19 protein-coding genes are annotated in these 19,381 nt (G+C 33.9%); 9 read left to right on the forward strand and 10 right to left on the reverse strand.

Annotated features, from left to right (window positions below; all coding sequences use genetic code 11):
• Positions 1-324: 324 nt before the first annotated feature.
• From IWX84_RS00005 to trpS, 3 genes are all read right to left on the reverse strand, one after another.
• On the reverse strand, positions 325-726 hold the full coding sequence (locus IWX84_RS00005; protein ID WP_196848681.1) for a hypothetical protein: 402 nt from the start codon (positions 724-726) through the stop codon (positions 325-327).
• A 16-nt stretch (positions 727-742) separates the two neighbouring features.
• The gene (locus IWX84_RS00010) at positions 743-2,113 is read right to left on the reverse strand and encodes a hypothetical protein (protein WP_196848682.1); all 1,371 of its coding nucleotides are present in this window, start codon (positions 2,111-2,113) and stop codon (positions 743-745) included.
• A 440-nt stretch (positions 2,114-2,553) separates the two neighbouring features.
• Positions 2,554-3,528, reverse strand: a complete 975-nt coding sequence (trpS, locus tag IWX84_RS00015; protein WP_196848683.1) for a tryptophan--tRNA ligase — start codon at positions 3,526-3,528, stop codon at positions 2,554-2,556.
• A 139-nt stretch (positions 3,529-3,667) separates the two neighbouring features.
• Between trpS and IWX84_RS00020 the strand changes: the two genes are divergently transcribed.
• Positions 3,668-4,435 (forward strand): lysophospholipid acyltransferase family protein, encoded by a 768-nt coding sequence (locus IWX84_RS00020; protein ID WP_196848684.1) that lies wholly within the window; start codon positions 3,668-3,670, stop codon positions 4,433-4,435.
• A 49-nt stretch (positions 4,436-4,484) separates the two neighbouring features.
• On the opposite strand, the gene recA is transcribed toward IWX84_RS00020, so the two are convergent.
• The 4 genes from recA to IWX84_RS00040 all read right to left on the reverse strand — a co-directional run bounded on the left by recA (position 4,485) and on the right by IWX84_RS00040 (position 7,783).
• A complete protein-coding gene (recA, locus tag IWX84_RS00025) occupies positions 4,485-5,492 on the reverse strand; it encodes a recombinase RecA (RefSeq protein WP_196849007.1) in 1,008 nt (335 codons plus the stop codon).
• A gap of 204 nt (positions 5,493-5,696) precedes the next feature.
• A complete protein-coding gene (locus IWX84_RS00030; protein ID WP_196848685.1) occupies positions 5,697-6,206 on the reverse strand; it encodes an acyl-CoA thioesterase in 510 nt (169 codons plus the stop codon).
• A gap of 40 nt (positions 6,207-6,246) precedes the next feature.
• Complete coding sequence (locus IWX84_RS00035; RefSeq protein ID WP_196848686.1) at positions 6,247-6,630, reverse strand: DoxX family membrane protein; 384 nt, start codon at positions 6,628-6,630, stop codon at positions 6,247-6,249.
• Between the two features lie 4 nt (positions 6,631-6,634).
• Complete coding sequence (locus tag IWX84_RS00040; protein ID WP_196848687.1) at positions 6,635-7,783, reverse strand: ATP-binding protein; 1,149 nt, start codon at positions 7,781-7,783, stop codon at positions 6,635-6,637.
• 261 nt (positions 7,784-8,044) lie between these two features.
• On the opposite strand from IWX84_RS00040, the gene IWX84_RS00045 reads away from it, so the two are divergent.
• From IWX84_RS00045 to IWX84_RS00055, 3 genes are all read left to right on the forward strand, one after another.
• Positions 8,045-9,232 carry a phosphoglycerate kinase gene (locus IWX84_RS00045; protein ID WP_196848688.1) on the forward strand — a complete coding sequence of 396 codons (1,188 nt, stop codon included), beginning with the start codon at positions 8,045-8,047 and terminating at the stop codon, positions 9,230-9,232.
• Between the two features lie 264 nt (positions 9,233-9,496).
• On the forward strand, positions 9,497-10,474 hold the full coding sequence (locus IWX84_RS00050; protein WP_196848689.1) for a DUF4837 family protein: 978 nt from the start codon (positions 9,497-9,499) through the stop codon (positions 10,472-10,474).
• Between the two features lie 49 nt (positions 10,475-10,523).
• The gene (locus tag IWX84_RS00055) at positions 10,524-10,967 is read left to right on the forward strand and encodes a GNAT family N-acetyltransferase (protein ID WP_196848690.1); all 444 of its coding nucleotides are present in this window, start codon (positions 10,524-10,526) and stop codon (positions 10,965-10,967) included.
• On the opposite strand, the gene IWX84_RS00060 is transcribed toward IWX84_RS00055, so the two are convergent.
• The 3 genes from IWX84_RS00060 to rnpA all read right to left on the reverse strand — a co-directional run bounded on the left by IWX84_RS00060 (position 10,968) and on the right by rnpA (position 13,945).
• The gene (locus IWX84_RS00060; RefSeq protein WP_196848691.1) at positions 10,968-11,774 is read right to left on the reverse strand and encodes an OmpA family protein; all 807 of its coding nucleotides are present in this window, start codon (positions 11,772-11,774) and stop codon (positions 10,968-10,970) included.
• Positions 11,774-13,411, reverse strand: a complete 1,638-nt coding sequence (locus IWX84_RS00065) for a S41 family peptidase (RefSeq protein ID WP_196848692.1) — start codon at positions 13,409-13,411, stop codon at positions 11,774-11,776. Before IWX84_RS00065 ends, IWX84_RS00060 begins: the two co-directional genes overlap by 1 nt.
• Positions 13,412-13,519: 108 nt before the next feature.
• Complete coding sequence (gene rnpA / locus IWX84_RS00070; protein WP_196848693.1) at positions 13,520-13,945, reverse strand: ribonuclease P protein component; 426 nt, start codon at positions 13,943-13,945, stop codon at positions 13,520-13,522.
• A 125-nt stretch (positions 13,946-14,070) separates the two neighbouring features.
• On the opposite strand from rnpA, the gene IWX84_RS00075 reads away from it, so the two are divergent.
• The 5 genes from IWX84_RS00075 (at position 14,071) to IWX84_RS00095 (ending at position 19,324) form a co-directional block, all read left to right on the forward strand.
• Positions 14,071-14,805 (forward strand): lysophospholipid acyltransferase family protein, encoded by a 735-nt coding sequence (locus tag IWX84_RS00075; RefSeq protein WP_196848694.1) that lies wholly within the window; start codon positions 14,071-14,073, stop codon positions 14,803-14,805.
• A 10-nt stretch (positions 14,806-14,815) separates the two neighbouring features.
• Entirely contained in the window at positions 14,816-15,805 is a 990-nt protein-coding gene (locus IWX84_RS00080; protein ID WP_196848695.1) for an acyl-ACP desaturase, read from the forward strand.
• Positions 15,806-15,898: 93 nt separating this feature from the next.
• Entirely contained in the window at positions 15,899-16,552 is a 654-nt protein-coding gene (locus tag IWX84_RS00085; RefSeq protein ID WP_196849008.1) for an HD domain-containing protein, read from the forward strand.
• A gap of 472 nt (positions 16,553-17,024) precedes the next feature.
• Positions 17,025-17,471 carry a hypothetical protein gene (locus IWX84_RS00090; RefSeq protein ID WP_196848696.1) on the forward strand — a complete coding sequence of 149 codons (447 nt, stop codon included), beginning with the start codon at positions 17,025-17,027 and terminating at the stop codon, positions 17,469-17,471.
• Positions 17,468-19,324, forward strand: a complete 1,857-nt coding sequence (locus IWX84_RS00095; RefSeq protein ID WP_196848697.1) for an adenylate/guanylate cyclase domain-containing protein — start codon at positions 17,468-17,470, stop codon at positions 19,322-19,324. The genes IWX84_RS00090 and IWX84_RS00095 overlap by 4 nt, the downstream gene beginning before the upstream one ends.
• The last annotated feature ends 57 nt before the right edge of the window (positions 19,325-19,381 follow it).

A 19,381-nucleotide genomic window follows, 5' to 3' on the forward strand; every position in this document is an offset into this window, starting at 1 on the left:
TAGCTTCTCTTCTTTGGTAAATTTTCTCTTTTCCATCGTACAAAATTATAGATTTCTATTTATAATTGTGTCCGATTATTTAAGGGGCTGAAACAATATAACCTAATATTGTAATTTTCGCTTGTTTTTATCATAGAATGTAGAGAAATATCTGGGTTATCAGTTGACTTTTACACGGTGGGTTACACTTTTTTTTGAATTTATTTAAATTAAAAAAAGTTGATTGAAACGGATATCAATCAACTTTTTGGAACATTATATTTAATAGTACCCAGAAAGGGTTTCATCAACTATTTTGGACTATTAAACCTAATATTCAATATATTAATTTAGTGAGATTAAAATTGTATATGATTTACGCTGATTAAAATTTCCAGATGTAATATCAATTTTAATGTTTTTTTTATCCTCATATACTTTTACAATATTTATATTGATAAAATTCTCCAATAAATATAATTTGCAAATTGGCAGTTCTCCAAATTCGCATTTAGATAAATACAAATTATTGGAAACTTCACCTGATTCTTCATTTTTTGCGCTTCCTACCTCGTTTTTTGTGATAACGATATTGATTAAATTATCAGTTAAAGCGTAAGATTTAAAATAACTTATATTTCCAATTAAATTATTTAATTCTAAATTGTTTACTTCTTTAGCTTCAAAGTTTTGAGATTTACAACTTAAAACTGTCATTATAGATACTAGTAAAATAATATTTTTCATAATTGTATTTTAAGGATTAATAACTTTGAACTGATACATGAATGTGGTCTTGGTGACCGCCAATAGGCCAATTCAGATTTACAGATCCGTTAGGAAATGTCTTGTGTTTAAAAGAAGGTCCGAAATTCTCTCTGATTGACGGATAGTTATCAAAAGCATCTTGCAGGGCTTTAACTTGAATATTATTACCTAAATTAATCATTTTTGTGCCATTTATTCTACTTATGTCAACCGCAGTGCCTCTTGTATGATTACTTGTAGAGGAATGAGTGCCATTTGTTGTGGCAGCAATATATATTGAGGTTATTTTATTAGAATTTTCTAGGTTGCTATTTGCTAAATTTATTGCAAATTTTATACTATTAACTAAATCTACAGCAACCTCATTGTTTGAATTTTTATTGTCGCTTTGAGTGGTTCCAAAGCTTATTATTAGTGTAGAACCATCGTTCAGAATAATACTCTTTGGAATCAACTGTTTAGGGCCAGAATAATCAATGTTATCGTAATCAGTGTCCCCCATAAATCCGTCAGAAGAATAGCCATAATTATTTACCATTGAATTAATCATTTCTTTAACAAATTGATTAATTGCAGGAACAATAATCCCGTTAAAACTATTTCCAGATAAATAATTAAACATTTCTTGTGCAAAAACACAACTTTCGTCCGACCAATTTTCATCGATTTGATATTGAATAATTTGATTAAAAGCATTCATATTATCTTGATTACTGGCAAAAAAACCTTGTGCTGCATCTCCTAAATTAGTCCAAACATACGACCTCTTTACTGCATTAATATAGTTTGGGTCGTCATATACAGGATTGTCATAAAAATTAGGTGCGTAAGCATAAGGATCCGCTGTGCCTCCGCCATCAGAAGTATTGCCTGGGTCAGACGACCCTCCGCCGCCACTACCTCCTCCGCTGGCACAAGATTCATAAGTTATGGTTGTGCTTGTGCATAAATAACATAAATCACAGATGCCAGTTCTACTGCACTCTCCGCTATTTGTACAGTGATAACTAGTAGTTTCAAAAGTACACATTTCTAAACTAGTAGTTTTTGATGTCAAAGAATTAGCGACGGTTCCTTCATATATCCGTTCTATTTTTTCAAATATTTTTTGTTTAGTATCACTTTTCGGGAATTTCTTTAAGTAAAAAATGGAGGTTTCCCATGAATTGTTGACTTTATGATATACAAGATTATATATTTCATTTGGTTGCGCTACTGTTGTCAATGGGTAAATACGAAAAGTATAAGTCGTTTTATTAGTTTCACTAACGTGTTTTTTTATTGCCAGCGTATCAATTATAAAATCAGAAAAGCGCATGGTTTCTTTAGCTGTATTGTTTTTTTTAGCTGCTGTATTGGATTGCATTTGCTTGGGATTGAGCTTTGTTTCGTTTTTGAATTGAACAAGCGAAATTTTGTCTTTATCAATAGCATTGTGTTGCTCTTTATTTTCAAGGAGTTCTTCCTCTACTTGGCAATTGCTAAACGTTATTGCTAAAACAAAAAGAATAAATTTGCTAATGTAGCTTTGTGCTTTGTGCTTTGTGCTTTGTGCTTTGTTTCATAGTTTTATGATTTAAAGTTAGTGCTATTTTTTTAAATAGTCTTTACCAAAAATATGGATTGTAAATCTTATAAGAAATACCCACTTTTAGTGATATTTTAAAAAAAAATCCCTTTCCAGTCTTTGAACTAAAAAGGGATTGCTATAAATATGATTTTAACATATAAGTCATTTAAGCTTTTGTGAAATAGTAATAAAACTATAAAAAACTTAAATGACTTCCATGTTTTAAAAATAGATTATTACACCTCAAATCCTAATTTATCTCTCACTCTTGCTAAAACGCCATTAGCTACAGCCGAAGCTTTCCCAGCACCAATTTTTAGTAAAGCATCGACCTCAGGAAGGTTATTCATGTAGTAATTGTATTTCTCTCTTTCGGTTTTGAAGGTCTCCGTGATTAATTCAAACAAAGCTTGTTTGGCGTGACCGTAACCGTAATATCCACCAAGGTAATTGGCAGTCATTCTGGCTATTTGTTCTTCATTGGCTAATAATTTATAAATCGCAAATGCATTACACGTTTCCGGATTTTTAGGATCTTCCAGTGGCGTGCTGTCGGTTTCGATGCTCATCACTTGTTTGCGTAAGGACTTATCATCAAGGAAAATATTGATGATATTATTTGCTGATTTACTCATTTTTCCTCCATTGGTACCGGGAATAAGCATGCCGTCTTTTTGTATTATCGCTTCGGGAATTACAAAAGTTTCTCCCATTTGGTGGTTGAAACGAGATGCTACATCGCGAGTGATTTCAAGGTGTTGCAACTGGTCTTTCCCCACGGGAACAAAATTTGCATCGTATAATAAAATATCGGCAGCCATTAGCATTGGATACGAAAACAAACCGGCATTAACATCTTCCAGTCTATCCGCTTTATCCTTGAATGAATGTGCCAATGTCAAACGTTGAAAAGGGAAAAAACAACTCAAATACCAGGATAATTCCGCCGTTTGAGGCACATCCGATTGTCTGTAAAAAACCACTTTATTTACATCTAAACCACAGGCAAGCCAAGCAGCAGCGGTGCTGTAGGTATTTGTTCTTAATGTTTCGCCGTTTTTTATTTGCGTGATCGAGTGCAAATCGGCAATGAAAAGAAACGATTCATTTTTGGGATTATTTGATAAAGCTATTGCGGGAATGATTGCGCCAAGTAAGTTTCCTAAATGTGGTGTTCCTGTACTTTGAACGCCGGTAAGTATTTTTGCCATTGTATTTTTTAACGTTTTACCGCAAAGGTTGCAAAGTTTTTCGCAAAGTTCGCAAAGATTACTATTTTTTTCTAACACTAAAGTTGCCAAATTTAATTCTTTTACCGCTATTTACATCCGATTCCTTACTTTTGGCATTATGAAAGGATTAAAAATTATTTTTTGGACACTGTGGCGCGTATGGTTTTACATTTTAATGGCTATTCCCATTCTCGCTATGTTTCCTTTTTTGGTGCTTTCCATTTTGACCGAAAGCGGATATCCTTACTTTTTTAAGATGGCTCGAATTTGGGCAAAATTCATTCTCTTTGGAATGGGTTTTTATTATAAAGTTGAAAAAAACCAGGAACTGGAATCCCATAAAAGCTATATGATTGTTGCCAATCACACTTCCATGGCCGATATCATGCTGATGCTGGCCACCATTAAAAATCCTTTTGTTTTTGTTGGTAAACACGAGTTGGCCAAGATTCCATTATTTGGATTTTTTTACAAACGAAGCTGTATTTTAGTCGATCGAGGCTGTCCAAAAAGCAGAATGGAAGTTTTTAATCAGGCGCAGAATAGAATTGATAGAGGATTGAGTGTTTGTATTTTCCCAGAAGGCGGCGTGCCGGATGATGAATCGGTATTGTTAGACACTTTTAAAGACGGCGCTTTCAGATTAGCGATTGAACATCAAATACCTATTGTTCCAATTAGTTTTGCCGACAATAAAAAAAGATTTTCCTATACTTTTTTTAGCGGAAGCCCAGGAATTATGAGGGTTAAAATACATTCGCAAGTAGATACCTTTGGTAAAACCGGAAGCAGTAGAAAAGTAATTCGGGAAGAAGTTCGAAATACCATTTACTCTCAATTGCAGGAATTTGAAAAGACCGAAAATGAAAATAAGTTTGCTTTTTAATAAATAGTATATAAAAAAAGAGTCCACCGTAGTGAACTCTTTTTTAGTTTTATGCTTCAGCTAATTCTTTTATTCTTGCTTTTATTTTTAATTCTAATTCGTCTGCTAATTCTGGATTGTCTTTGATTAAAGATTTTACCGCATCACGACCTTGTCCTAATTTGGTTTCACCATAACTAAACCAAGAACCCGCTTTTTTGATGATTTCAAATTCTACAGCAAGATCTAAAATTTCTCCTGTTTTTGAAATTCCTTCACCATACATGATGTCAAATTCAGCGATTTTAAATGGCGGAGCCACTTTGTTTTTCACCACTTTAACTTTGGTTCTGTTTCCAAGTACATTATCACCATCCTTGATTTGTGTAGAACGACGAATATCTAAACGTACTGAAGCGTAAAACTTCAATGCATTTCCTCCAGTTGTAGTTTCTGGATTTCCGAACATTACTCCAATTTTCTCTCTCAATTGATTGATAAAGAAAACAGTACAATTTGTTTTGCTGATGGTACCGGTTAGTTTACGTAATGCTTGAGACATTAAACGAGCATGAAGTCCCATTTTAGAATCTCCCATTTCCCCTTCGATCTCACTTTTTGGAGTCAAAGCAGCAACCGAGTCAATTACTACAATGTCAATTGCACCTGAACGAATCAAGTTTTCGGCAATTTCTAATGCTTGTTCTCCATTATCTGGTTGAGAAATGATTAGATTTTCAATGTCTACTCCTAATTTCTCCGCATAATTTCTGTCGAATGCATGTTCCGCATCAATAAAAGCAGCAATTCCACCTGCTTTTTGAGCTTCAGCAATCGCGTGAAGTGTCAATGTTGTTTTACCAGATGATTCCGGACCGTATATTTCAATAATTCTTCCTCTTGGATAACCACCAACTCCTAAGGCTAAATCAATCCCTAGAGACCCCGAAGAAATAGTTTCTACTTCTACAATGGCTTTGTCTCCCATTTTCATCACCGTACCTTTTCCGTAGGTTTTGTCCAATTTGTCTAGCGTAAGTTGTAACGCTTTTAATTTTGCTTCTTTCTCTGTACTCATCTTCTCTTTTACCTTTTCTTTCATCTATTTGTATTATTTTTTATAATCGTAAGAAACTGGCAGGATGAATATTTCTCCTGAAAATTTCATTTAGAGCAACATATATTTTCGTAAAAATACTTCTTTTTTTGATGTGAATTTTCTCTTTATAAAATATTTTTAAATCCTTAATTTTCATCAAAAGTTAATCAGTTATTCTTTTTTTTACATGAACAACGCTTTCAATTCAGTGGCATCATGAGGGTTTAATTTCCCTGCTAAAACCAAACTGAGTTGTTTGCGGCGCAAAGCAGCGTCAAAACGTTGTTTTTCCAGTTCTGTTTCCGGGATTATTTGAGGAACTTCAACAGGTCTTCCGGTATCATCTACGGCAACGAAAGTATAAATTGCTTCATTGGCTTTGGTGCGGTTTCCAGATTCTCTGTCTTCTACCCAAATATCAATAAAAATTTCCATCGAACTCTTGAAAGCTCTGGAAACTTTGGCTTCGACCGTAACCACACTTCCTAATGGAATGGCTCTATTGAAAGCTACATGATTTACGGAGGCTGTAACCACAATTCTTCTCGAATGTCTTCTTGCTGCGATACTTGCTGCACGATCCATACGAGCTAGAAGTTCGCCACCAAAAAGATTATTTAAAGGATTTGTTTCACTTGGCAAAACTAAATCGGTTAATATTGTTACGGATTCTGAAGGATGTTTTGGTATCATTTTATTTGTCAATGTAATTACTTTTTTTCTGATTTTATTTTTAATTTAACCAATACACAGCCATTATTGCTGGTATGAAATAGATAACTATAGTTCTTGCGCCATCATAATCTTTAGCCAATCGCTGTCCGAATAGTAACATTAGTAAAGTAATGCAAGAAAAAACAGCTCCATAAAAACCAAAAATTCTTCCGTTGTTTACAAATAATTCGATGCAGCCAACCACACATAAAATACCTGAAATCAACTCTAAAATTAATATATTCAATAAGGCTAATGGCACAGCATTTTTCAACGGTGTTTTTGCAAAATGACCTTTTAACCAATCCACATTATCTTTCCAATAAAACAGTTTATCATATCCGGATTGAAGAAAAGTAATAGCTAAGAAAATTAGAATTAAAATCGAAGTAATGTTGTTCATGTTTTTATTTTTTGTGAATTAATCGGGTAAGTTTTATTGATAAATCGGTTAAGATTATTTTTGCATTTCCGTTGCGTTCAATATGATACATCGCATCCGAAAGTTCCTGAAAGATATCATTAATATTATTGCCATTGACAAAAGGGGCGAAATTCTCCATTTTGAATTTCTCGACTTGCGGTTCTATGTAAACTAAACTTTCGGCTTGATAATTCAATAACAAAGCCTGACGGAACATATCAATACAAAAGTGTAAAAACTTCTTTTGAGTCTCTCTTCCCAAACCGGCAATTTGTTCGCTCCACTGAATTAAATCCTGAATTGCTGCCGCATTTCCTTTTGCTCTAAAAGCGGCACGAACCCAATCTACAAACCATTTTTCGAAAAAAACAGATTCGCTATCCGGTTGCAACAATTGTAGTGCTTTGTTGTAATTTCCTTGCGCTTGGTGCGCTATTTTTACGGCCGTTTTAGTTTCAGTATTTTCACGTGAAACTAAGGCTTCGGCAATAACTTTTTCGGGTAAACCATTAAAATGCAAGACTTGGCAACGGGAACGTATGGTTTGAATAAGATCTTCTTCGTTTTCCGAAATCAGTATGAAAACCGTTCTGTCTGTTGGTTCCTCCAGTAATTTCAATAATTTATTGGAAGCGGCGATATTTAATTTATCTGCCATCCAAATGATCATTATTTTGTACCCGCCTTCATAGGATTTCAAAGCCAAAGATTTCAGGATTTCCTGTGCATCGTCGACTCTAATTTCGCCTTGTTTATTTTTAACGCCTAGCATTTGATACCAATCAAACAATCCTCCATAAGGATTTTCAGTTAAAAATTGTCCCCATTCTGTAATGAAATCAATACTTTTTGGCTTTGTTTTTACTTCTTCGGTGCTTACGGTTGGATAAACAAAATGTAAATCGGGGTGCGAAATTTTATTGAATTTCAGATTACAAGCCTCATTTGAACCCGAATTTTCCGAGTTTTGATTGCTGCAAATAATGTATTGGGCATAAGCGATTGCCATAGGTAACGTACCGCTTCCCTCAGGACCCACGAACAGTTGTGCGTGGGGAATTCTTCCCAAATCAGCACTTTTTGTCAAATGACTTTTAATGTGTTCTTGTCCTAAAATTTCTGAAAATTGCATAAAGCAAAGATATAAGAAAATGGTTTAGTCTAAAATTTTCAGCTGTAAAATGATAGTTAAGCATCCGATGTTTTAAATAATAAAAATTTAACTTCCTTTAGAATAAAAAACACTTAAAACATTAAAATGAAACATTATTTATTTATTTACATCGATTTCGTTGCTTAAAACAGAATTTATTTGATTTTTTCAAATTTATTAATAATTTAAAAGTTCTATATTTGTTATTCTTTCAAAAAAAATAAACTAAAAAAAGGCCTAATGAAAACTTTAAACGATTTCAATTTCAAAAATAAAAAAGCTATAATCCGTGTTGATTTTAATGTGCCATTAGATGAGGATTTTAACGTGACTGATGCTACTCGTATCGAAGCGGCAAAACCTACAATCGATGCAATTCTTGCACAAGGCGGAAGCGTAATTTTGATGTCACATTTAGGAAGACCAAAAGGTGTTGAAGGCAAATATTCATTAAAACATATCTTAAAAACGACTTCAGAAGTTCTTGGAGTTCCTGTTCAATTTGCTTCAGATTGTGTTGGTTCGGTAGCCAAAGATGCTGCAGCAAAATTACAGGCTGGAGAAGTTTTATTATTGGAAAATTTGCGTTTTCACAGCGAAGAAGAAGCCGGAGATGTTGCTTTCGCAAAAGAGCTAGCGTCGCTTGGTGATATTTATGTAAATGATGCTTTTGGAACAGCACACAGAGCACATGCATCTACAACTATTATTGCGCAATTCTTTCCTACTGAAAAATGTTTCGGATTATTATTGGCTAAAGAAATTGAAAGCTTGAATAAGGTTTTGAAAAACAGTGAAAAACCAGTCACAGCAGTTCTTGGTGGATCAAAAGTGTCTTCTAAAATTACGGTTATCGAAAATATTTTGGACAAAGTGGATCACATGATTATTGGTGGCGGAATGACCTTTACTTTTGTGAAAGCATTGGGCGGTAAAATTGGAGATTCTATCTGTGAAGATGACAAACAAGAATTGGCATTAGAAATTTTAAGATTGGCTAAGGAAAAAGGAGTTCAAATTCATATTCCGGTTGATGTTGTTGCAGCGAATGCATTTTCAAATGATGCGGAAACGAAAATTGTAGATGTTAATGAAATTCCAGATGGATGGCAAGGACTTGACGCAGGACCAAAATCATTAGCTATGTTCGAAAAAGTAATTATGGAGTCCAAAACCATTCTTTGGAACGGACCATTAGGTGTTTTTGAAATGGAAAAATTTGCAAAAGGAACTATTGCTCTTGGGAATTATATTGCGGCTTCTACAGAAAAAGGAGCGTTTTCTCTAGTTGGTGGTGGCGATTCAGTTGCGGCAGTAAAACAATTTGGTTTAGAAGATAAGATGAGTTATGTTTCTACAGGCGGAGGCGCTATGCTTGAAATGCTGGAAGGTAAAGTATTACCTGGAATTGCGGCTATCTTGGACTAATTGCGACATACTAAAACTACTTTTTGTAGTTTACCTGAAAACCCATAAATAGTGTTACAAGCATTATTTATGGGTTTTTTATTTTTATCCATTGCGAATGCAAAATTTATTTCTAGTAAATTGAAACAGAGCAGGAGGAATAAATGATTGTAAACAGACTGAAAAAATGGAATGATATTCGCTGCAGAAATAGTAAACCTGTAATGAAGCGGATAATAAAAGAAATAGCTATAAATTTGGGTTTTATTTTTTAATTAAATAATAATGAAGAAGGCTCAATTTTTATTTCTTTTTATTTCTTTTATGTTCTTTTCCTGTGCCAAGAAAAGTGATAATTTACCTCGGAAAACTAATGGGAAAATCAACACGATTTCCGTTATTATCGATGATCAATTGTGGAATGGCGAAGTGGGCGACAGCATCCGAAATAAGTTTGCATCACCAGTTATTGGTTTACCACAAGAAGAACCTCTTTTTAACATAAATCAATATCCAATTAAACTTCTGGAAGGATTCATGACGGATAGCAGAGCAATTATAGTGGTTAAAAAAGAAGTAGAAAACAATTTTGAAATAAAAAAAAATCAATATGCATCACCTCAAAATGTGTTTTATATCTCCGGAAAAACAGGGGCAGACATTATAAAATGTATAGAAAAAAATGCTCCGAAAATGCTTCAGTTAATCAAAAAAACAGAAATAGCTGAAAGCCAGAGAATTAATTCTCATTCACTACTCAATCCAAAAGTTATTGCTAACAAATTCCATATTTCACTAAAAATCCCTTCCAACTATGCCTATGTACTTCATAAAAGTAAATTTATGTGGTTGAAAAAGGAAATTAACGGGGGAAACAATAGCCTTTTGATCTATCAGGTTCCTATAAGTTCCATAAAGAAGAATTCAAATTTGATTACCAGTATTATCAAAATGAGAGATTCAATTGGGCAATTATACATTAGTGGTACCGAACCAAAATCTAACATGGTTACGGAAGAAGCCTATGCACCGTATCTTTTCAAGACCACGCTTGATGGGAAAAAAACCTATGAGACTAAAGGAACCTGGGAGTTGAAAAATGATTATATGCAGGGACCATTTATCAATTATGCCATTGTTGACAAGGAAAACAGCAGAATTCTGGTTCTTGAGGGTTTTTGTTATGCGCCTTCCATTGAAAAACGCGATTTGATGCATGAGTTAGAATCCATAATAAAATCGGTTGTTGTTTTGAAAAACTGATTTTTATTTTCTTTAATTTGCAATCTATAAATAGAATAAAAAGCACACGATGTTAAAATGGAGTATAAAGCCTTTTGAGGCACTTTCTGTTCACGAACTATACGATTTGCTGCGATTGCGAAGCGAAATATTTGTAGTGGAACAAAACTGCGTTTATCTCGATCTTGACGGCAAGGATAAAGTGGCGTTGCATCTTTTTGGAGAATTCGAAGGAAAAATCGTAGCTCATGCAAGACTTTTTAAGGCAGGAATCAGTTTTGATAATGCCTCGATTGGTAGAGTGGTTGTAGATGCAAATTACCGTGACCGGAAATGGGGACATGATTTAATGCGTGAAGCTATTGCTGGTGTTTTGCTGCATTTTGGCGAAAGCCAAATTACCATTGGTGCCCAATTATACCTTAAAAAGTTCTATGAAGGTCATGGTTTTGTTCAAACCAGCGAAATGTATTTGGAGGATGACATCCCGCATATTGAGATGAAACGGGAATAATTATATTTTTACAATAAGAAATTCTACTCTTCGGTCAAAAGCATCCCCTTTTCCAACGGGAAATTTATTGCCACAGCCTTTGTAGGTCATTCGAAGGCTGTTAATTTTTTTTGACATTAAATATTTAAAAACATTCCGGGCACGATTCGTCGAAAGTTTTCTTTCCTGTGTGGCTTCGTCTATGGCATCATCGTAATAACTGGGTGTGCAACAGACATGGCCTCTTATTTCAAATTGAAGATTTTGATTTTTTTGCAAAATCAATATGACTTTGTCTAATTCTTTTTTCGAATGTAAAGTAAGCTCACTTCTTCCTAAATCAAAGAAGATATTTTCTAGATAAATACGATCACCAACCTTATGATTTTCTTGAAAAGAGTTAAAAATGCCGTTTCCAAAACTATTCTTTTTTACAAGAAATAAATCAACACGTCTGTTTTTGGAACGAGTTTCTACTAAGTTTTCCACAGCGTCCGTTTGTATAATCACACGTCCCTTACCTTCTATGATCACAATTTTATTTTTATTAAAACCGTTGGAAGTAAGGATGTCTTGAACGGTATTCACCCTGCTCTTGGATAATTTATAATTATAATCGTTGTCCCCTCTATCGTCACAATAACCATAAATTTGAATCGATTCTATCTTGGTCGTATCTGCTTTTTTAGCAAAATCAATGATGGTTTTTATTTGTTCTTCGCTAAGGTTGTATTTGTCAAATTCAAAAAATACCGTTTCAACCGGTTTTTCTTGAGCTTTTAGATAACAACAAAAAAGTAAAAATAATATTTGGAAAAATTTGTTCATTATAATTTCAAAATAGATTTGTATTCTGAATTATTGTCCAAAATGCTAACCGCTTTTTTAACTTCGGTATTGTTTTTTATATAATATTGATATAATCCTTCTTGGTATTGATACCTTTTTATGATTTCATCTAAGATAAGATTCTTGATCTCTTTTTGATTTTTATCCAATAGCAGATCTTCACTTTTTTGCAATGCACTCAACAATTGCTGATATTCTGTAGATATGGATTCGTCTACTTTTTCTTTTTTGGCTATAGCCAAAGTATTTTTCAATGCCAACTCTGTTTCTGTATCAAAAGAGAACTTTTCAGCTTTTAAAAACTGTTTAAAGTCTAAATAATCCGCATCTGAAATCGTTGGAATCTTATCTCCTAAAGTTGGATTTTTATAATAATAATGCGTCACATAATTGAAAATTCCATCATTGCGTATTAATGCGTTGGTGATTGGACTTAGTTTAGTTTCGCTAAGCTCTACATCAGGCTGAATTCCGCCACCATCATAAACAGCTCTTCCTTTTCGTGTTTTGAATGCATTGTAATTTTTTTGCTCGGTTCTAGTGGCTACACCACTTTTGTCTTTATGAGCGTAATCTAGGGCTTGAATACATCTTCCGGAAGGGGTATAATAACGGGCAATGGTTACCTTTAGTTGCGTTCCATAGGTTAATTCTACTGGTCTTTGCACTAATCCTTTTCCAAAACTTCGGCTTCCCAGTACCACGGCACGGTCTAAGTCCTGTAAGGCTCCCGAAACAATTTCTGATGCGGATGCGCTTCTTCCATTGACAATTATAATTAATGGAATTTCGGTATCAATAGGTTCATTGGCAGTTTTATAGGTAGTATTGTGTTTTTCGATTTTCGATTTTGTAGTTACGATGATTTCATTTTTTGGAACAAAGAGATTGCAAATATTCACTGCTTCATTCAAAAGTCCGCCTGGGTTGTCTCTTAAATCCAAGATAATTCTTTGTGCACCCTCCCTTTTTAATTGTTCTAACGCCTCTTTAGTTTCGACGGAAGCTTTTTTATTGAAATGGGATAAGACAATATAACCGGTTTTTGCATCAATTTTCCCGAAAAATGGCACTGATTTTATTTCTACTTCATCCAATACAATTTGGGTCGTGTTGGTTTTTCCTTGTCGAATGTATTTGATGTCAATTTTAGTATTTTTTGCCCCTTTAAAAAGTTGTGAAGCATCTTCTTTGAATGCAGATAAAAGTACATCTCCTATTTGAATAATTTCATCACCGGGCTTGAGTCCAGCTTTATCCGCAGGGAAGTTTTTATAAATTTCTTTTACCGTTAGTTTCTCCTCTTTTCTGGTTAATAAAGCACCAATTCCAGTATATTCTCCTGTGTTATTTATTTTGAATCGTACCACTTCTTGTTCGTTGAAATAAACAGTGTAAGGATCCAAGCTGCCTAACATTCCTTTGATGGCTTTATCCATTAAATCGCCAGGATTTGTCTCGTCAACGTAATTTTTATTCAACTCTTTAAAAAGCGTGGTGAATATTTCTATCTGTTTGGCAATTTCAAAAAAATCGTCTTTGAAACTGGTTCCAATGAATAAAAATGCCGAAGCGACAATAGGAATTATGAATTTTTTTTTGAAAAAGAAGTTCATGGGTTTCGTATAACTAAATTTGTAACCGCTAAAATAACAATAAAACGTCAATATTAATTAAAGTATTGTATATAAAGGTTCTATTGCTTCATTTGATTGAATTGCAAATTATAATTTTTCTAAATCTAGGTTATTTTCTGACAAAGTAGTTTTACTATTTTGTTGCAAAAATTTCTCAAACAATTGAATAGTTTTGGTGTTGATTTCCTCATAAGACAAACGGTCTTTGCTTTGGTAAAACAACATAAAAGCATAGGGTTTATCCAGATTATCCAATAGTAAATGTTTGTTGAGACGATAGGTTTCACGAAGAACGCGTTTAAAATAATTTCGGTCAACCGCTTTTTTAAAATGTTTTTTTGATACCGAAACGCCCATCTTTATATTTTGCCCCGAAGTGTCGGGATTGTCCAAATTACCAGAATAATAGACTAATCGTAAAGGATATTTAGACACTGATTTCCCTTCGGAAAACAATAATCCAATGGTGATTTTACTTTTTAGTTTTTCGTTTTTTGGATAAGTGAAGTTCATTTTTGGATAAAAAAGACATGGATTTTATTCTGCAAAGTTACGATTAAACACGAATTCTATATATTGTTTGTGATTTAAATCCGACTAAAAATATATTTCTTACTTTTGTGGCTAATATTTTAAGAATGCAAAAACTGATTTCCTATCCAATATCCATAATTTATTATTTGTGTTTTGGTCTTATATTGGTCCTGTTTCATCCCATTCAATGGATTTGTTTTACTGTTTTTGGTTATCAGGCTCATAAAAAGAGTGTGGATTATATGAACTTTTTGTTGGTAAAATGCACCAATCTTTTAGGAACAACCTATAAATTTGAAAATATAGATAATATTCCTAAAGATGCCCCTTTGATTTTTGTTTCTAATCATCAAAGTATGTATGATATTATTGCAATGATTTGGTATTTACGTCGTTTTCATTGTAAATTTGTCAGTAAAATGGAATTAGGAAAAGGAATTCCAAGTGTTTCTTATAATTTGAGACACGGGGGTTCGGTCCTTATTGATCGCAAAGACCCCAAACAAGCTATTCCTGCAATCAAAGGATTGGCAGAATATATTGGAAAATACAAACGCTCGGCAGTTATTTTTCCGGAAGGAACCAGAAGCAAAAACGGAGAGCCAAAGTCATTTTCTCAGACTGGATTGAAAATATTATGTAAAAATGCACCATCTGCTTATGTGGTTCCAGTAACGATAAACAACTCTTGGAAAATCGTTAAATATGGATTTTTCCCCTTAGGTTTAGGAAATCACCTTACCTTTGTAATTCATAAACCTTTAGCGGTGAAAGATTATAGTTTTGAGGAACTATCAGAATTAACCGAAAAAACGGTTGTACAAGGAATAAAAATTTAATTTATATATAATGTCAATAAAAAACATTCGATTAGAAGTAATGCAGTTTTTGGAAAAAAACGTGGATAGCTTTGTTGATCAGTATCTAATCCCAGTGGAAAAAATATGGCAACCATCAGATTTCTTGCCTAATTCTGAAAGTGACACCTTTTTTGATGAGGTTAAAGAATTACGTGAAATAGCAAAAGAATTACCATATGATTTCTGGGTAACTTTAGTGGGAGATACAATCACCGAAGAAGCTTTGCCAACCTACGAATCCTGGTTAATGGATGTAGATGGCATTGATAACGTGGAAAGAAATGGATGGTCTAAATGGATCAGACAATGGACTGGTGAGGAAAATCGTCATGGAGATTTGCTTAATAAATACTTGTATTTGTCAGGTCGTGTAAACATGCGCGAAATCGAGATGACTACACAACATCTTATTAATGATGGTTTTGACATTGGAACCGGACGTGATCCTTACAAGAATTTTGTATACACTAGTTTTCAAGAGTTAGCTACTTATGTTTCTCATAATAGAGTGGCGCAAATGGCGAAGAAATATGGAGATAACAAATTGTCTAAAATGTGCAAAATGATTGCTGGTGACGAGATGCGCCATCATCATGCGTATAGCGAATTTGTGACTAGAATTTTTCAAGTGGATCCAAGTGAAATGATGCTTGCTTTTCAATATATGATGAAAGCAAAAATCGTTATGCCTGCGCATTTTCTTAGAGAATCTGGACAAAAAATCAGTACTGCTTTCGAACAGTTTTCTGATTCGGCGCAGCGAATAGGTGTTTATACTGCTTCCGATTATGTTGATATCATGCAAAAATTGGTTGAAAAATGGGAAATTGAAAAAATGTCCGGTTTGACAGATGAAGCGGAGAAAGCCCGTGATTACTTAATGAAATTACCAGGAAGAATGGCTAAAATTTCAGAACGTATGGTAATTCCACAAGAATCCCATATTTTCAAATGGGTAGAACCTGCTTTAGCACGATAGATTTTTAAGTTCTAAATAAAAGAATAAAAAATGTTGAGTTTTGAAGTTATTGTGCTTCAAGATTCAACATTTTTGATTAAGACCAATATTAAAATGATCAAAGAAGATATAATTGACAAGACGATTCTTTTCGTTAAAGAAAAATTAGAAAATGCCGAAGGCGGACACGACTGGTTCCATATTGAAAGAGTGTATAAAAATGCTGTTTTAATTTCTAAAAACGAAGCGTGTGATGCAACAATTGTTCGTTTAGGAGCGCTACTTCATGATATTGCCGACAGTAAATTTCATAATGGAGACGAGACTGTTGGACCCACCGTAGCCCGCGAATTCTTAGAATCAGAAAACGCAGCAGAAGAAACGATAGCACATGTAATAAATATCATTGAAAACATCTCCTACAAAGGCGGTAATTTCGAAAAGAAATTCTCTTCCATTGAGCTGGATATAGTTCAGGACGCGGATCGTTTAGACGCCATTGGCGCCATTGGAATTGCCCGAACGTTTAATTATGGGGGTTTTAAAAACAGAACGATCTACGACCCTAAAATTGCTCCGAAAACGAAGATGTCAAAGGAAGAGTACAAGAATAATGATTCTCCAACGCTCAATCATTTTTACGAAAAGTTGTTACTGCTAAAAGACAAAATGAATACGGTGACCGGAAAACAAATTGCACAAGAAAGACATAAATACATGGAAGGATTCCTGTCGCAATTTTATGCGGAATGGGAAGGGGAGAAATAATATTTTAGATTTCAGATAAACGATTTTAAATTTCAAATGTTTCTTGTTGCTGATTTTTAAATCAAAAATCAGCAATCGTTAATCAAAATTCTTAAATCGAAATTCCCTTTTCTTTCACCTCAATAATTACATCACAAACATTTTTAAAAGTCATAATTTGTTCAATAGTACTTCGCATTCTTTTTTTATTAATTTTAAGGACCAATCCATTTATATTGAGAATTAGATTTTTTTTAGACGAAATGTTTCTTTTTAGATGATGAAGGAAAATAGTGATTCCACATACAATTTTAATAATAATCGCTTAAAAAACAGTAATTTGAGAAAAACAATATTAAATTATTAGAAAAAAAACATTAAATTTGATATTCGTTTTTAGATCGAATTACTCCAAATCTTACTGGCTTGCCCCGCCGAATTTAATTAATGGTCTATATAAATATGTATTTATTAACCTTTAAATATAGTAATTATGGCAAAGCCAGTAACAATCACATTAAGTGTTCAAGCAAATTATCTTTTTGGATTAACTAATCCAACAAAAGCACAGATTAATGAAATATGTGTCTTATCTGATGACAACAACGGTAATTCTCCCAACGGAACTTTACCAGATTTCACCTCCATCGTATTTATAAATAACAATGTGAAATGGGTTGGTGTTACAGGTGATAACGGATATACCATAGCAATCACCAGCATTGTCTTTGACTCAGAAGACGGCGATACCAATTTCTTTACTGCCAAAACCATTCAAGGTTCAGCTGGGAGGTCAGGTAATGTAAATGCCAACGTTAAAAACGATAATAGGTTAGCTGGTTTAGAAGATATTTACCTGATTAATTTCAGCATTTATGATTCACCTTCTAATTATAAATCGTTTAGTATTGATCCAAAATTAGCAATAAATCCGCAATGAAATTGAGATTTTACAAGTGTATTGTAGAAATCTCCGGTGCGTTGTGTTTTCTATTTTTCCTGTCTGAAACTGCTTGGGGACAAGAGCAAAAAGTAGCCGACAGTTTAAAGCTGATTTACGCTAAAGGGAATCTCAAAGGAACTGAAAAGTTAGAACTGTTGAGAAATTTAGCATTTAATGAAGTTGATAATCTGGGACTTTCACTACGATATGCCGACGAACTTATTGCATTATCTAAAGCGGAAAAAAACTATTTATACCTTCACAGAGGATATTATCAAAAAGGAAATAAACACAGACTTGCCGGAGATTTAGATAAGTCTTTGGATGCTTTTATCAAAAGTGAAGAAGCAGCTACAAAAGCAAAATTCGTTGTTGGACAAGGAACAGCGTATTCCGCCATTGCCGATATTTATTCGGTGATGGGTAATGCTAAAAATGCAGATATTTACTATAACCGAGCGATCCAACTATTAAGAAAAACAGATAATGCTATTGCCTTAGCAAGTGCTTTATTAAATGCCGGAGATCAATATTTAAAAAACAAGCAATACAATCGGTCTTTACGCTATTTCAATGAGTCGGGCGCCATTTTCAAAAAAGCGGATTATTTGATTGGCACCGCTTATAGCTTGGGGAATATTGGACTGGTCTATGCAGAAAAAGGCAATCAAAAATTGGCGATGGAATATCTCGGGAAAGCGACGGCCATTTTGGAAAATATGCAAGATTATTATGGAATTTCCGATTATCTAATTCACATGTCGGATATTTATTTGAAACAAAATGATTGGACAAAAGCGTTGAATTATGCCAACCGAAGTTTGGAACTAGCCCAAAAATATGGTTTGAAAGACCAAGCTAGTACGTCCAATCTAAAACTGTCCCAACTCTATGAAAAAGCCGGAAATTCAGCAGAATCTTTAAAATATTACAAGAACCACATCTCTTATCGCGACAGTGTCACCAATCTCAAATCAGTGGAACAAATGGCTGATTTACGGACTAATTATGAAGTTAATCAAAAACAAGTTCAGGTTGATTTACTCAAAAAAGACAAAGAAATTCAGCATCTAAAAGCCAAACGCCAGCGCAATCTTATTTATGCCACAGTTTTCTCTTTTTTCCTTATTTTCTTATTGGCAATCGGATTGTACAGACGCTATAAATTCATTAAAAGAACCAACATTATAATTGAAGAAGAAAAAAACCGTTCAGACAATTTACTACTCAATATTCTTCCTGAGGAAACTGCTCAAGAGCTAAAACAAAATGGTAAAGTGGCCGCAAAACGGTTCGAATCGGTTACAGTATTGTTTACAGATTTCAAAGGATTTACGGAATACGCCAATTATTTATCTCCTGAGAAGTTGGTAGAAAGCGTGGATTACTATTTTTCTATGTTTGATACCATTATGGAAAAATATGGATTGGAAAAAATCAAAACCGTAGGCGATAGCTATATGTGTGCTGGCGGATTACCGTTTCCTACAGCAGACCACGCCCATAAAATGGTGTCGGCCGCTTTTGAAATCGCCGCTTTTGTACACAAATCATTAAAGCATAATCCACAAAATGAAACCCGTTTTGAAATCCGTATCGGTATTAATTCTGGACCAGTGGTTGCTGGAGTTGTAGGAACTAAGAAATTTGCCTACGACATTTGGGGCGATACCGTGAACATTGCTTCTCGCATGGAATCCTGTTCTGAACCTGGAAAAATTAATATCGCTGAAAATACCTTTGAACTCATCAGAGATAGTTTTGACTGTGATTATCGTGGTGAAATTGAAGTAAAAAACAGGGGTATGATGAAAATGTATTTTGTGAATGGGAAGAAAGAGGCGTGCTGATTTGATTTATCAGAACGAGACAGTCTTAATTTGGTTAACAGCGCTACAAACATCATG

The organism is Flavobacterium sp. CG_9.10 (assembly GCF_015752245.1).
Lineage (GTDB): Bacteria > Bacteroidota > Bacteroidia > Flavobacteriales > Flavobacteriaceae > Flavobacterium.

Excerpts from the sequence above, each read along its gene's own strand:
- IWX84_RS00005 (WP_196848681.1), bottom strand. The coding sequence starts at position 726 with ATGAAAAATATTATTTTACTAGTATCTATAATGACAGTTTTAAGTTGT.
- IWX84_RS00010 (WP_196848682.1), bottom strand. The coding sequence starts at position 2,113 with ATGCAATCCAATACAGCAGCTAAAAAAAACAATACAGCTAAAGAAACC.
- trpS (WP_196848683.1), bottom strand. The coding sequence starts at position 3,528 with ATGGCAAAAATACTTACCGGCGTTCAAAGTACAGGAACACCACATTTA.
- IWX84_RS00020 (WP_196848684.1), top strand. The coding sequence starts at position 3,668 with ATGAAAGGATTAAAAATTATTTTTTGGACACTGTGGCGCGTATGGTTT.
- recA (WP_196849007.1), bottom strand. The coding sequence starts at position 5,492 with ATGAGTACAGAGAAAGAAGCAAAATTAAAAGCGTTACAACTTACGCTA.
- IWX84_RS00030 (WP_196848685.1), bottom strand. The coding sequence starts at position 6,206 with ATGATACCAAAACATCCTTCAGAATCCGTAACAATATTAACCGATTTA.
- IWX84_RS00035 (WP_196848686.1), bottom strand. The coding sequence starts at position 6,630 with ATGAACAACATTACTTCGATTTTAATTCTAATTTTCTTAGCTATTACT.
- IWX84_RS00040 (WP_196848687.1), bottom strand. The coding sequence starts at position 7,783 with ATGCAATTTTCAGAAATTTTAGGACAAGAACACATTAAAAGTCATTTG.
- IWX84_RS00045 (WP_196848688.1), top strand. The coding sequence starts at position 8,045 with ATGAAAACTTTAAACGATTTCAATTTCAAAAATAAAAAAGCTATAATC.
- IWX84_RS00050 (WP_196848689.1), top strand. The coding sequence starts at position 9,497 with ATGAAGAAGGCTCAATTTTTATTTCTTTTTATTTCTTTTATGTTCTTT.
- IWX84_RS00055 (WP_196848690.1), top strand. The coding sequence starts at position 10,524 with ATGTTAAAATGGAGTATAAAGCCTTTTGAGGCACTTTCTGTTCACGAA.
- IWX84_RS00060 (WP_196848691.1), bottom strand. The coding sequence starts at position 11,774 with ATGAACAAATTTTTCCAAATATTATTTTTACTTTTTTGTTGTTATCTA.
- IWX84_RS00065 (WP_196848692.1), bottom strand. The coding sequence starts at position 13,411 with ATGAACTTCTTTTTCAAAAAAAAATTCATAATTCCTATTGTCGCTTCG.
- rnpA (WP_196848693.1), bottom strand. The coding sequence starts at position 13,945 with ATGAACTTCACTTATCCAAAAAACGAAAAACTAAAAAGTAAAATCACC.
- IWX84_RS00075 (WP_196848694.1), top strand. The coding sequence starts at position 14,071 with ATGCAAAAACTGATTTCCTATCCAATATCCATAATTTATTATTTGTGT.
- IWX84_RS00080 (WP_196848695.1), top strand. The coding sequence starts at position 14,816 with ATGTCAATAAAAAACATTCGATTAGAAGTAATGCAGTTTTTGGAAAAA.
- IWX84_RS00085 (WP_196849008.1), top strand. The coding sequence starts at position 15,899 with ATGATCAAAGAAGATATAATTGACAAGACGATTCTTTTCGTTAAAGAA.
- IWX84_RS00090 (WP_196848696.1), top strand. The coding sequence starts at position 17,025 with ATGGCAAAGCCAGTAACAATCACATTAAGTGTTCAAGCAAATTATCTT.
- IWX84_RS00095 (WP_196848697.1), top strand. The coding sequence starts at position 17,468 with ATGAAATTGAGATTTTACAAGTGTATTGTAGAAATCTCCGGTGCGTTG.